We start from the raw sequence: 12,736 nt of genomic DNA on the forward strand, positions 1-12,736 counted from the left end.
AAAAGATGGTGGCTACGACGGGATTCGAACCTGTGACCCCATCATTATGAGTGATGTGCTCTAACCAACTGAGCTACGTAGCCATCTTTTTTTCGCGTTACCTTATCGGCGTTGCGGGGCGCATTATGCGTATTGAGCCCTGGACCGTCAACACCTTTTTCAATGAAATTCACCGGAATGTGACTGTTTGGCTAGGTTGCGAACAGCATGGCGCATTATTCGGCAGTTATTGGCTATTTATCGTTATCTCAGGCACCCAATATACTCTCATGCGCGGCGGGACTATTGGGTTAATACACTAACGGCCAAAACAAAAAAGCCCCCGATGTTTCCCTCGGGGGCTGTTCTATTCAACCATCACGCCTACTTATAAGCCGACTGATGCACGCCTACCGCACGGCCAGACGGATCGTCCATGGTTTTGAACGCTTCATCCCACTCAATCGCTTTCGCCGAGGAGCAGGCTACGGACGGGCCGCCCGGCACGCATTCCGCAGCGCTCGGCACCGGGAACAGCTCTTCAAAGATTTCGCGGTACAGATAGCCTTCTTTGGAACTCGGCGTGTTGTACGGGAAGCGGAAGTGCGCGGTTTCCAGCTGCTGATCGGTCACCTGTTTTGCCGCCACTTCTTTCAGCGTATCAATCCAGCTGTAGCCCACTCCGTCGGAGAACTGCTCTTTCTGACGCCACGCAACGCTGGCCGGCAGATAAGACTCGAAGCACTCGCGCAGCACGTGTTTTTCCATCTTGCCGTTGCCGCACATTTTGTCCTGCGGGTTGATACGCATCGCCACGTCGAGGAATTTTTTATCCAGGAACGGTACGCGCGCTTCCACGCCCCAGGCGGACATCGCTTTGTTGGCGCGAGCGCAGTCGTACATGTGCAGCGCCTGCAGCTTACGCACGGTCTCTTCGTGCAGCTCTTTGGCGTTTGGCGCTTTATGGAAGTACAGGTAGCCGCCGAACACCTCATCGGAACCTTCGCCGGACAGCACCATTTTGATGCCCATCGCTTTGATTTTACGTGACATCAGGTACATCGGCGTTGAGGCGCGGATGGTGGTCACATCGTAGGTTTCGATGTGGTAGATAACGTCACGAATCGCATCGAGGCCTTCCTGCACGGTGAAGTGAATTTCATGGTGCACGGTGCCGAGATGGTTAGCCACTTCCTGCGCGGCTTTCAGGTCGGGTGAACCTTCCAGGCCAACGGCAAAGGAGTGCAGCTGCGGCCACCAGGCTTCAGAGCGTTCCTGATCTTCAACGCGACGGGCGGCGAATTTCTTGGTGATCGCCGAGATAACCGAAGAGTCCAGACCGCCGGAGAGCAGCACGCCGTAAGGCACGTCGGACATCAGGTGGCTTTTCACGGACTCTTCCAGCGCCTGGCGCAGTTCGTTTTTGTCGGTAACGTTGTCTTTCACCGCGTCGTAATCGAACCAGTCACGCTGGTAGTACTGACGGATTTCACCGTCTTTGCTCCACAGATAGCTGCCTGCCGGGAATTCCTGAATGGTGCGGCAAACCGGGGTCAGCGCTTTCATTTCAGAGGCAACGTAGAAGTTACCGAATTCGTCGTGGCCCATATACAGCGGAATAATACCAATATGGTCGCGGCCAATCAGGTATGCGTCTTTTTCGCTGTCGTACAGCGCGAACGCGAACATGCCCTGCAGATCGTCAAGGAAATCGACGCCTTTTTCCTGATACAGCGCGAGGATAACTTCACAGTCGGAACCGGTCTGGAACTGGTAGCGATCGGCATATTCCGCGCGCAGCGCCTGATGGTTGTAGATTTCACCGTTGACCGCCAGAGCGTGCGTTTTCTTTTCGTTATACAGCGGCTGTGCGCCGGCGTTCACGTCAACAATCGACAAACGTTCATGCGCAAGAATGGCTTTATCGCTGGCATAGATACCGGACCAGTCCGGGCCGCGATGGCGCATCAGGCGGGAGAGCTCAAGCGCTTTTTTACGCAGCTCGCCCGCGTCAGTTTTAATATCCAGTACACCGAAAATAGAACACATAGACTTCTCCGTTAACCCTGTGGTGTTGTGCTGTGTAAGCGTGCGGCGTGTGCCGTTATTGAGATAAAAAATGCCGCAAAGGGGGGAGAGACGCAAGGTTTTTAGCGATGGAAAAGCAAAAACCTCAACAGGGGTTGTTGAATGTTGAAAAATGGTGATTCCATGAGCGTGATTTTTGATGAATCATCAAAAATAAGCGGTTTTTATTAGATTCTGCACTTCTATTGGTGGGGTGAAAATAAAAAACCACGTCCGGGGACGTGGTTTCGATTAGAGGATGTCGATTTCTGCCACCGACGGGTAAATCCATGAAGGCCGGAACGGCATATTATCGATGTCATCCACGGTGGAGACGCCGGAGAGCACCAGAATCGTTTCCAGCCCGGCCTGGAAGCCAGCCAGAATATCAGTGCGAAGGTTATCACCGACGATCACCGTCTGCTCTGAATGGGCCTGCATTTTGTTAAGCGCGGCGCGGATGATCCACGGGCTTGGCTTGCCAACCACAAACGGCTTACGGCCGGAGATTTTTTCGATGCCGGCGCACAGTGCGCCACAGGCTGGGTAATAGCCACGGCCGTGCGTATCCGGGTTCGTGGCGATGAAGCGTGCACCATTGGCCACAAAGAAGGCCGCTTTGTGCATCATTTCCCAGTTAAAGGAGCGCGTTTCACCCACGATAACGAAGTCCGGGTTGACATCGGTAATGGTGAACCCGGCTTTATACAGTTCGTGAATCAGCGCGCCTTCACCGACCACATAGGCTTTTTTCCCTTCCTGGCGACGCAGAAAGTCAGCGGTGGCCATGGCCGAGGTATAAAACACGCTGTCAGGCACATCGATGCCCGCGGTGGCGAAGCGGTTCGCCAAATCCTGACCCGTCTGTGAAGGGTAGTTAGTCAGACAGAGAAACGGCATACCTTTATCCAGTACGCGCGCGACGAATTCCGCCGCGCCCGGCACGGCAACGTTGTCGTGCATCAGCACGCCGTCAATATCACAGATTACATTCTGAATGGTCATGGACTACCCGGTGTTTGTTTTCGAAGAGGCGTAATTATACACGTTATCCCCCGCATTACCTCTCAGGACTAACCTTCCAGCAAATGTTGCAGCAGAATCCCGTTCAGCATTGCCCGCTTAACCAGCGCAAAAGCGCCGATCGCGGAGCGGTGGTCAAGCGTCGAGCGCACCACCGGCAGATTCTTGCGAAACGCCTTCAATACCTGAGTATTGATGCAGCCTTCGATAGCGGGTAGCAGCACGCGGTCGGCTTCAATGATTTCACCGGCAATCACCACCTTTTGCGGGTTAAACAGGTTGATGGCGATGGCGATGGTTTTTCCGAGATGGCGGCCCACGTGTTCAATCACTTCCGTGGCCAGCGGATCGCCTTTGTTGGCGGCCTTACAGATGGTTTTGATGTGGCAATCGTTCAGCGTGACGCGGCTCTGGTAGCCTTGCTCCAGCAGATGTCGTACGCGTTGTTCAATCGCGGCGTTGGCGGCGACGGTCTCCAGGCAGCCAAAGTTGCCGCAGTGGCAGCGTTCGCCGAGCGGGTCGACCTGAATATGACCAATTTCGCCGACGTTGCCGTTACGGCCGATAAAAATACGCCCGTTGGAGATGATTCCCGCGCCGGTACCACGGTGTACGCGCACCAGAATGGAGTCTTCACAGTCCTGGCTTGCACCAAAGTAGTGCTCCGCCAGCGCCAGACTGCGGATATCGTGACCAACAAAACAGGTGACTTTGAAGCGTTTTTCCAGCGCCTCCACCAGACGCCAGTTTTCGACCGGAATGTGCGGCATATAGCGAATGACGCCGCTTTCCGGGTCGACGAGGCCGGGAAGAATGACCGAAATGGCGATCAGCTCGCGGATTTTACGCTGGCATAACTCAATAAAGGTGGCAATGGTGTTGAGCAGCGCGTGTTCCAGCGTTTCCTGGGTGCGCTCCGGCAGCGGGTAGTGCTCTTCGGCGACCACTTTACTGCTGAGATCGTACAGCGTCAGCGTCGTGTCATGACGACCTAAACGGACGCCAATCGCGTGGAAGTTGCGGGTTTCGGTGATGATAGAGATAGCGCGGCGGCCCCCGGTGGAGGCCTGCTGATCGACTTCTTTGATCAGCCCGCGTTCAATAAGCTGACGCGTGATTTTGGTCACGCTGGCGGGAGCAAGCTGGCTCTGCTCGGCAATCTGGATTCGCGAGATTGGCCCATGCTGGTCAATCAGGCGGTAAACGGCCGCGCTGTTAAGCTGTTTTACGAGGTCAACATTACCAATTTGAGCTTGTCCGCCTGATGTCATACTTTCTCTTACTCAGTAACGACCTCGTCGCCATTAACGATGGTCTTGATGATTTTAAAATCGTGCGTAAATGCGGTCAGGTTCGCCACTTTACCCGGGGCGATGCTGCCGAGGTGTTTTTCAACGCCGATCGCGCGAGCAGGGTAGAGCGTCGCCATACGCAGCACTTCGTCCAGCGCAATATTGGCATGCTCGACCAGATTACGGACGCCTTCGATCATCGTCAGGGACGAGCCGCTCAGGGTGCCGTTTTCGTCAACGCAGAGACCGTTGCGGTAGTATATTGTTTTACCGGCAAAAATGAACTGATCAATATTGGCGCCTGCTGGGGCGGTGGCATCGGTCACCAGGCACAGCTTATCGCCTTTGAGACGTTTGGCGTTACGGATATTAATAAAGTCGACGTGCAGTCCGTCGGCGATAATCCCGCAGTAGATTTCATTCGCGTCGAGAATCGCGCCGGTCAGGCCCGGTTCACGGCCAGACATGTACGGCATGGCGTTAAACAGGTGCGTCGCGAAGGTGATACCGGCACGGAAACCGACGCGCGCTTCTTTCGCAGTTGCGTTAGAGTGACCGGCGGACACCACGATACCGGCGTTAGCCAGCGCGGTGATGACTTCCGGTGCGACCATCTCTGGCGCCAGCGTCACTTTGGTGATTACGTCAGCGTTGTCGCAAAGGAATTGCACCAGTTCGTGATCCGGCTTACGCACGAATTCCGGGTTGTGGGTGCCTTTTTTCACCAGGTTCAGCCACGGGCCTTCAAGGTGCAGGCCCAGCGCCTGATTCGGGTGTTTAGCCAGATATTCGCGCATCACGCGCACGCCCTGTTTCATCAGGTCGTCGCTGGTGGTAATCAGCGTCGGCAGGAAGCTGGTGCAGCCCGATTTCTCGTTGGCTTTCTGCATAATTTCCAGCGTTTCAACGCTGACCGCCTCGGCGGTGTCGTTGAACTGCACGCCGCCGCAGCCGTTAAGCTGGACGTCGATAAAACCAGGGGCGAGAATGGCGCCATTAACGGAACGCTGTTCGACGTTCGCTGGTACATCAGCCAGTGGGCAAATACGTTCAATAAGGCCATTGGCGACGATTATCGCATGGTCATCCAGAATTTCGTGACCGGTAAAGATCCGGCCATGGGTTAATGCATACATTACGACCCCCGGTGTTCAAAAAATGTTGTCCCGCGCCGAGGCGCAGGACGGTAAGACATTACAGACCTTTGATATTTTCCGCTTCTAATTCAGTAAAATATTTCAGGGTCTTCACCTTCAGCTCCATCGTGGATGGCTCGTCACAAACGATCAGCGATTTCGGATGCAGCTGCAGACAGGTAATGGTCCACATATGGTTGACGTTGCCTTCTACGGCCTGTTGCAGGGCCAGCGCTTTCGTTGCGCCCTGCACCAGGATCATCACCTCTTCGGCATCCAGCAGCGTACCGACGCCGACGGTCAGCGCGTATTTTGGCACCAGCGCAACGTCACCGTCGAAGAAGCGGGAGTTTGCCACGCGGGTTTCGTGCGTCAACGTCTTGATACGGGTACGGGAAGAGAGGGAAGACGCCGGTTCGTTGAAGGCGATATGACCGTCGTTACCGACGCCGCCCATGAACAGGTGAATTTTACCGTAAGAACGAATTTTTTCTTCATAACGACGGCATTCTGCATCAACATCCGGCGCGTTGCCGTTCAACAGGTTGATGTTTTCTTCCGGAATATCGATATGATCGAAGAAGTTACGGTGCATGAAGCTGTGGTAGCTTTCCGGATGCTCTTTCGGCAGGCCAACGTATTCGTCCATGTTGAAGGTGACAACATGCTTAAAGCTAACCTGGCCCGCTTTATGCATTTCGACTAAGACTTTATAGGTCGCCAGCGGGGTGCCACCGGTTGGCAGGCCGAGGACAAACGGGCGATCTGCGGTAGGTTTAAACGCGTTGATGCGGTTAACGATATGGCGAGCAGCCCATTTGCCGACTTGTTCAGCGTTAACGAGAGGAATCAGTCTCATTCTTCACCTCAAAATTTAAATGTAAGAAGTTGGCGGATGGCGTCTCCGTGCACTCTCTAAGCGTAACCTGTTTGCATCGATAGGGAGCAATCCGTTTTGATTTTTTGAATGATAAAATAAGTTTTCATAGTTAGCCAGTGAAAGGGAGTGGTGAGAACAATATTTGGTGACTATAGTCACAAAAAACACGCGTTTAATTTGCGATACGAATTAAATTTTCACACACTCTGATGTCTCAACAGGTATATATGCAATTTATAAGACATCGCAGTGTCATGCTTTTGCACAATAAAAAAATGGCTTAGATAAGCCGTCTCGGGGTCTCGTAGGGGGAATAAGATGAATATTTTAGGTTTTTTCCAGCGACTCGGTAGGGCGTTACAGCTCCCTATCGCCGTGCTGCCGGTGGCGGCGCTGTTGCTGCGATTTGGTCAGCCAGATTTACTGAACGTCGCGTTTATCGCGCAAGCGGGCGGGGCTATCTTCGATAACCTGGCGCTGATCTTCGCGATTGGTGTGGCGTCCAGCTGGTCGAAAGACAACGCGGGCGCGGCAGCGCTGGCTGGTGCGGTCGGTTACTTTATTTTGACCAAAGCCATGGTCACCATTAACCCAGCCATCAATATGGGTGTGCTGGCGGGTATCATTACCGGCCTGGTCGGCGGTGCGACCTATAACCGTTGGGCGGGTATCAAACTGCCTGACTTCCTGAGCTTCTTCGGCGGCAAACGCTTTGTCCCGATCGCCACCGGCTTCTTCTGCCTGGTGCTGGCTGCTATCTTCGGCTACGTATGGCCGCCGGTGCAGAACGCCATCCATGCGGGCGGTGAATGGATCGTCGGCGCGGGCGCGCTGGGTTCCGGTATCTTTGGTTTCATCAACCGTCTGCTGATCCCAACCGGTCTGCATCAGGTGCTGAACACCATCGCCTGGTTCCAGATTGGTGAGTTCACCAACGCAGCCGGTGCGGTCTTCCACGGCGACATCAACCGCTTCTATGCGGGTGACGGCACCGCGGGGATGTTCATGTCCGGCTTCTTCCCGATCATGATGTTCGGTCTGCCGGGTGCGGCGCTGGCGATGTACTTCGCTGCGCCGAAAGCGCGTCGTCCGATGGTCGGCGGTATGCTGCTGTCCGTTGCGGTCACCGCATTCCTGACCGGCGTCACCGAGCCGCTGGAATTCCTGTTCATGTTCCTGGCGCCGGTACTGTACCTCCTGCACGCGATTCTGACCGGTGTGAGCCTGTTTATCGCCACGCTGCTGGGTATCCACGCGGGCTTCTCCTTCTCCGCAGGCGCTATCGACTACGTGTTGATGTACAGTCTGCCGGCAGCGAGCCAGAACGTCTGGATGCTGGTGGTGATGGGCCTGGTGTTCTTCGTTATCTACTTCGTGCTGTTCAGCGTGGTTATTCGCATGTTTAACCTGAAAACGCCGGGCCGCGAAGATAAAGACGACAGCGTCGTGACCGAAGAAGCCAACAGCAATACTGAAGAAGGTCTGGATCAGCTGGCCACCAGCTACATCGCGGCCGTCGGTGGTACTGACAACCTGAAAAATATTGATGCCTGTATCACGCGTCTGCGTCTGAGCGTTGCTGACTCCGCGAAGGTTAACGACGCCGTCTGCAAACGTCTGGGTGCTTCCGGCGTGGTGAAACTGAACAAACAAACCATCCAGGTTATCGTGGGCGCGAAAGCGGAAGCGATTGGCGATGCGATGAAGAAAGTGGTTGCGCGTGGCCCGGTTGCCGCCGCAGCAGCGGAAAGCGCGCCGGCAGCGGCGACCACGGCGGCTAAACCGCAGGCTGTGGCCAACGCGGCAACCGTTGAAACGCTGGTTTCACCGATTACCGGTGATGTGGTGGCGCTGGAACAGGTGCCTGACGAAGCGTTCGCCAGCAAAGCGGTAGGCGACGGCGTGGCGGTGAAACCGACGGACAAGATCGTGGTTTCTCCGGCGGCGGGCACCATCGTGAAAATCTTCAATACCAACCACGCGTTCTGTCTGGAAACAGATAAAGGTGCGGAGATCGTTGTCCACATGGGTATCGATACCGTCGCGCTGGAAGGTAAAGGCTTCAGCCGTCTGGTGGAAGAGGGGGCGATCGTTGCAGCAGGTCAGCCAATCCTGGAAATGGATCTGGACTTCCTGAACGCGAACGCGCGCTCAATGATTAGCCCGGTGGTTTGCAGCAACAGCGATGATTTCGGCGGCCTGGTCATTAAAGCCGAAGGTCACGTGGTGGCGGGTCAAACGCCGCTGTATGAGATTAAAGGTAAATAATCGCTCCTGAGTAAAGTGGATTAATGCCTTAAGCGGCGGGGGAATTCCTCCGCCGCTTTTTTTTGCCGCAAATTCCCGCTATTCATCGGCGCAACGCCTTTTTGTGCAACTAATAGTTGTCTCCGGGCGCGGCTTATAAGATCATATGCCGTTATACGTTGTTTACGCTTTGAGGAATCCACGATGAGTGAGGCTGAAGCCCGCCCGACAAACTTTATTCGTCAGATCATCGATGAAGATCTGGCAACCGGTAAGCACAATACGGTGCATACGCGTTTTCCGCCAGAGCCGAATGGCTATCTGCATATCGGTCACGCGAAATCTATCTGCCTGAACTTTGGCATCGCGAAAGACTATCAGGGCCAATGCAACCTGCGCTTCGATGACACCAACCCGGTGAAAGAAGATATCGAATACGTAGAGTCAATCAAAAACGATGTCGAGTGGTTAGGTTTTCACTGGTCTGGCAACGTTCGCTACTCCTCGGATTATTTCGATCAGCTGCACGCCTACGCGGTAGAACTGATCAACAAGGGGCTGGCCTACGTTGATGAACTGACGCCGGAGCAAATCCGTGAATATCGCGGCTCGCTGACCGCGCCGGGCAAAAACAGCCCGTACCGCGATCGCAGCGTGGAAGAGAACCTGGCGCTGTTCGAAAAAATGCGTACCGGCGGCTTTGCGGAAGGTACCGCCTGCCTGCGCGCTAAAATCGACATGGCGTCGCCGTTTATCGTGATGCGCGATCCGGTGCTGTACCGCATTAAATTTGCCGATCACCACCAGACCGGCACCAAGTGGTGCATCTACCCGATGTACGACTTTACCCACTGCATCAGCGATGCGCTGGAAGGCATTACCCACTCGCTGTGTACGCTGGAATTCCAGGACAACCGTCGCCTGTACGACTGGGTGCTGGACAACATCACCATCCCGGTTCACCCGCGTCAGTACGAATTCTCGCGCCTGAATCTGGAATACACCGTGATGTCCAAGCGCAAGCTGAACCAGCTGGTGATGGAAAAACACGTAGAAGGCTGGGACGACCCGCGTATGCCGACCATCTCCGGTCTGCGTCGTCGTGGCTACACCGCGGCGTCTATCCGCGAGTTCTGCAAACGCATCGGCGTGACCAAGCAGGACAACACCATTGAGATGGCGTCGCTCGAGTCCTGCATTCGTGAAGATCTCAACGAAAACGCGCCGCGCGCGATGGCGGTTATCGATCCGGTGAAGCTGGTTATCGAAAACTACCCGCAGGGCGAGAGCGAAATGGTGTCGATGCCTAACCATCCGAATAAGCCGGAAATGGGCAGCCGTGAGGTGCCGTTCAGCGCTGAAATCTGGATCGATCGCGCAGACTTCCGTGAAGAGGCGAACAAGCAGTACAAGCGTCTGGTGATGGGTAAAGAAGTGCGTCTGCGTAACGCCTATGTGGTGAAAGCAGAGCGCGTGGAGAAAGATGCTGAAGGCAATATCACCACCATCTTCTGCACCTACGATGCGGAAACGCTGAGCAAAGATCCGGCCGATGGCCGCAAAGTGAAGGGCGTGATCCACTGGGTTAGCGCCGCGCACGCGCTGCCGGTAGAGATTCGCCTGTACGATCGTCTGTTCAGCGTGCCGAACCCGGGCGCCGCAGAAGACTTCCTGGCGGTGATGAACCCTGAGTCACTGGTTATCAAGCAGGGCTATGCTGAGCCGTCTCTGCAGGCCGCTGAGGCCGGTAAAGCGTACCAGTTCGAGCGTGAGGGTTACTTCTGCCTCGACAGCCGCTATACCACCGCGGATAAGCTGGTCTTCAACCGTACCGTTGGTTTACGCGATACCTGGGCTGGCTAATCAGATCTATCTTCAAAACGCCGCTTTTGCGGCGTTTTTTTTATCCGCCATCCGCGCTAGTTTCGCGTAGCGAATTAATACGAATTTCCTGCCGCTAAGATTTTTTCTTTTTGTCACACTCTGCGTTACAAATCCGATGTGTAAACGGTCTCATTAACATTTCATTCAAGCCCCGCAAGGGCTGGAACGGCAAAATGTTAATAACGCATTGCGTTACACATTGAAACCAAATATGTGCGCTTTGTCATAATCCTGCACTCTTGTTGCGGAAAAGGATTGATAATTCGCGTCGCGAAAAATAGTCTATCAGTGTACTGAAGCACCTTTTTCCAGAAGTTCATTTTTTTAGCGTTTTATTTTTTTGCTTCTGCTTTGCAGCGGCATTTTTAAAAGTCAAAGAGGATATAACTATGCGTACGTTTAGTGGCAAACGTAGTACGCTGGCGCTGGCTATCGCCGGTGTGACAGCAATGTCAGGCTTTGTAATGACCCCGGAAGCGAAGGCAGAAGGGTTCATTGATGATTCAACGTTAACCGGCGGTATCTATTACTGGCAGCGTGAGCGTGACCGTAAAGATGTTACCGATCACGACAAATATAAAACCAACCTTTCTCACTCCACCTGGAACGCCAACCTCGACTTCCAGTCCGGCTATGCGGCTGATATGTTCGGTATTGATATTGCGGCGTTTACCGCGATTGAAATGGCGGAAAGCAGCGAAAGCGGCCACCCGAACGAAATTGCCTTCTCGTCAAAAAATAAAGGCTACAGCGAAGACTACAGCGGTGATAAGAGTGGTATCAGCCTGTATAAAGCGGCCGCTAAATTCAAGCTCGGCCCAACCTGGGCGCGTGCCGGTTACATTCAGCCAACCGGGCAAACCCTGCTGGCGCCGCACTGGAGCTTTATGCCGGGTACCTATCAGGGTGCTGAAGCCGGGGCCAACTTTGACTACGGCGATAACGGCGCGCTGAGCTTCTCTTACATGTGGACAAACAACTATAAAGCGCCGTGGCATCTGGAGATGGATAACTTCTATCAAAACGACCAGAAGACCAAAGTCGATTACCTGCACTCCGTCGGTGCGAAATATGATTTTAAAAATGACCTGGTGCTGGAAGCAGCATTCGGTCAGGCGGAAGGCTATATCGATCAGTACTTCGCCAAAGCCAGCTACAAGTTTGATATCCCTGGCGGCCCGCTGACCACCAGCTACCAGTTCTACGGTACCCGCGATAAAGTCAGCGATGGCGGCGTGAACGATATTTACGACGGCACCGCGTGGCTGCAGGCATTGACCTTCGGTTACAAGCTGAATGAAGTGTTCGACTTCCGTCTGGAAGGAACATGGGTTAAGGCCGATGGTCAGCAGGGCTACTTCCTGCAGCGTATGACCCCAACCTACGCATCGTCCAACGGTCGTCTGGATATCTGGTGGGATAACCGCTCTGACTTCAACGCCAACGGCGAAAAAGCGGTGTTCTTCGGCGGTATGTATGACCTGAAGAACTGGAATCTTCCGGGCTGGGCAGTGGGCGCGTCTTACGTTTACGCATGGGATGCGAAGCCTGCCACCTGGCAGATGAACCCGGATGCCTACTACAACAAAAACAACACCATCAGAGAATCTGCATACAGCCTCGACGCGATGTACACCGTACAGGAAGGCCGTGCGAAGGGTACCCTCTTCAAACTGCACTTCACTCAGTACGACAACCACTCCGATATCCCAAGCTGGGGCGGTGGTTACGGCAACATCTTCCAGGATGAGCGTGACGTGAAATTCATGGTTATCGCACCGTTCACCATTTTCTGATGCATGATGCGGCAGGGGGAAGCCTCTGCCGCCGCGAAGAGGCTCATCGTATGAAAAAACTAATTATTGTGGCCCTGATGGCCGCTGGGCTTACCGCTTGCGCTCAGCCATCCGCGCCGAAAGAAGACAGTAAGCTGAAGGATGCCTACAGCGCGTGCATCAATACCGCGGAAGGGAATCCAGACAAAATCCAGGCCTGCCAGAGCGTGCTGAACGTGCTGAAGCAAGAGAAACAGCATGAACAGTTCGCCAACCAGGAAAGCGTACGCGTGCTGGACTACCAGCAGTGTATTCAGGCAACCCGTACCGGTAACGACCAGGCGGTAAAAGCCAAATGCGATAAGATGTGGCAGGAAATTCGCAGTAATAACGCCACGAAATAACGATTGTTACGATAACCCAACGGGCGGAGCATGTTCTCCGCCCGTTGGC

9 protein-coding genes and 1 tRNA gene are annotated in these 12,736 nt (G+C 54.3%); 4 read left to right on the forward strand and 6 right to left on the reverse strand.

What is annotated here, in order from left to right; genetic code table 11:
* Nucleotides 1–6: 6 nt before the first annotated feature.
* From ACK5JN_RS00440 to nagB, 6 genes are all read right to left on the reverse strand, one after another.
* Nucleotides 7–83: transfer RNA gene (locus tag ACK5JN_RS00440), tRNA-Met, on the reverse strand.
* 280 nt (nt 84–363) lie between these two features.
* The gene (gene asnB, locus ACK5JN_RS00445) at nt 364–2,028 is read right to left on the reverse strand and encodes an asparagine synthase B (protein WP_416868338.1); all 1,665 of its coding nucleotides are present in this window, start codon (nt 2,026–2,028) and stop codon (nt 364–366) included.
* Nucleotides 2,029–2,298: 270 nt separating this feature from the next.
* Nucleotides 2,299–3,051 (reverse strand): HAD-IIA family hydrolase, encoded by a 753-nt coding sequence (locus ACK5JN_RS00450; protein WP_035892682.1) that lies wholly within the window; start codon nt 3,049–3,051, stop codon nt 2,299–2,301.
* A gap of 68 nt (nt 3,052–3,119) precedes the next feature.
* Nucleotides 3,120–4,340, reverse strand: coding sequence for a DNA-binding transcriptional regulator NagC (gene nagC / locus ACK5JN_RS00455; protein ID WP_416868339.1), 1,221 nt, complete (start codon nt 4,338–4,340; stop codon nt 3,120–3,122).
* Between the two features lie 8 nt (nt 4,341–4,348).
* Complete coding sequence (nagA, locus tag ACK5JN_RS00460; RefSeq protein ID WP_416868340.1) at nt 4,349–5,497, reverse strand: N-acetylglucosamine-6-phosphate deacetylase; 1,149 nt, start codon at nt 5,495–5,497, stop codon at nt 4,349–4,351.
* A gap of 58 nt (nt 5,498–5,555) precedes the next feature.
* Nucleotides 5,556–6,356, reverse strand: a complete 801-nt coding sequence (nagB, locus tag ACK5JN_RS00465) for a glucosamine-6-phosphate deaminase (RefSeq protein ID WP_416868341.1) — start codon at nt 6,354–6,356, stop codon at nt 5,556–5,558.
* Nucleotides 6,357–6,695: 339 nt separating this feature from the next.
* Between nagB and nagE the strand changes: the two genes are divergently transcribed.
* From nagE to chiQ, 4 genes are all read left to right on the forward strand, one after another.
* Complete coding sequence (gene nagE, locus ACK5JN_RS00470) at nt 6,696–8,645, forward strand: PTS N-acetyl glucosamine transporter subunit IIABC (RefSeq protein WP_416868342.1); 1,950 nt, start codon at nt 6,696–6,698, stop codon at nt 8,643–8,645.
* Nucleotides 8,646–8,828: 183 nt separating this feature from the next.
* Entirely contained in the window at nt 8,829–10,487 is a 1,659-nt protein-coding gene (gene glnS, locus ACK5JN_RS00475; RefSeq protein ID WP_416868343.1) for a glutamine--tRNA ligase, read from the forward strand.
* A gap of 410 nt (nt 10,488–10,897) precedes the next feature.
* Nucleotides 10,898–12,304: a chitoporin ChiP gene (chiP, locus tag ACK5JN_RS00480; protein ID WP_416868344.1), complete on the forward strand. Its 1,407-nt coding sequence runs from the start codon at nt 10,898–10,900 to the stop codon at nt 12,302–12,304.
* Between the two features lie 50 nt (nt 12,305–12,354).
* Nucleotides 12,355–12,687 carry a ChiQ/YbfN family lipoprotein gene (gene chiQ, locus ACK5JN_RS00485; protein WP_416868345.1) on the forward strand — a complete coding sequence of 111 codons (333 nt, stop codon included), beginning with the start codon at nt 12,355–12,357 and terminating at the stop codon, nt 12,685–12,687.
* Nucleotides 12,688–12,736: the final 49 nt, after the last annotated feature.

The sequence above is a fragment of the Kluyvera sp. genome (assembly GCF_047971185.1).
In the GTDB taxonomy this organism is placed as follows: domain Bacteria; phylum Pseudomonadota; class Gammaproteobacteria; order Enterobacterales; family Enterobacteriaceae; genus Kluyvera.

Coding starts and splice junctions, on each gene's coding strand:
- nagA (WP_416868340.1), bottom strand. CDS start 5,497: ATGTATGCATTAACCCATGGCCGGATCTTTACCGGTCACGAAATTCTG.
- chiP (WP_416868344.1), top strand. CDS start 10,898: ATGCGTACGTTTAGTGGCAAACGTAGTACGCTGGCGCTGGCTATCGCC.
- ACK5JN_RS00450 (WP_035892682.1), bottom strand. CDS start 3,051: ATGACCATTCAGAATGTAATCTGTGATATTGACGGCGTGCTGATGCAC.
- asnB (WP_416868338.1), bottom strand. CDS start 2,028: ATGTGTTCTATTTTCGGTGTACTGGATATTAAAACTGACGCGGGCGAG.
- glnS (WP_416868343.1), top strand. CDS start 8,829: ATGAGTGAGGCTGAAGCCCGCCCGACAAACTTTATTCGTCAGATCATC.
- chiQ (WP_416868345.1), top strand. CDS start 12,355: ATGAAAAAACTAATTATTGTGGCCCTGATGGCCGCTGGGCTTACCGCT.
- nagE (WP_416868342.1), top strand. CDS start 6,696: ATGAATATTTTAGGTTTTTTCCAGCGACTCGGTAGGGCGTTACAGCTC.
- nagB (WP_416868341.1), bottom strand. CDS start 6,356: ATGAGACTGATTCCTCTCGTTAACGCTGAACAAGTCGGCAAATGGGCT.
- nagC (WP_416868339.1), bottom strand. CDS start 4,340: ATGACATCAGGCGGACAAGCTCAAATTGGTAATGTTGACCTCGTAAAA.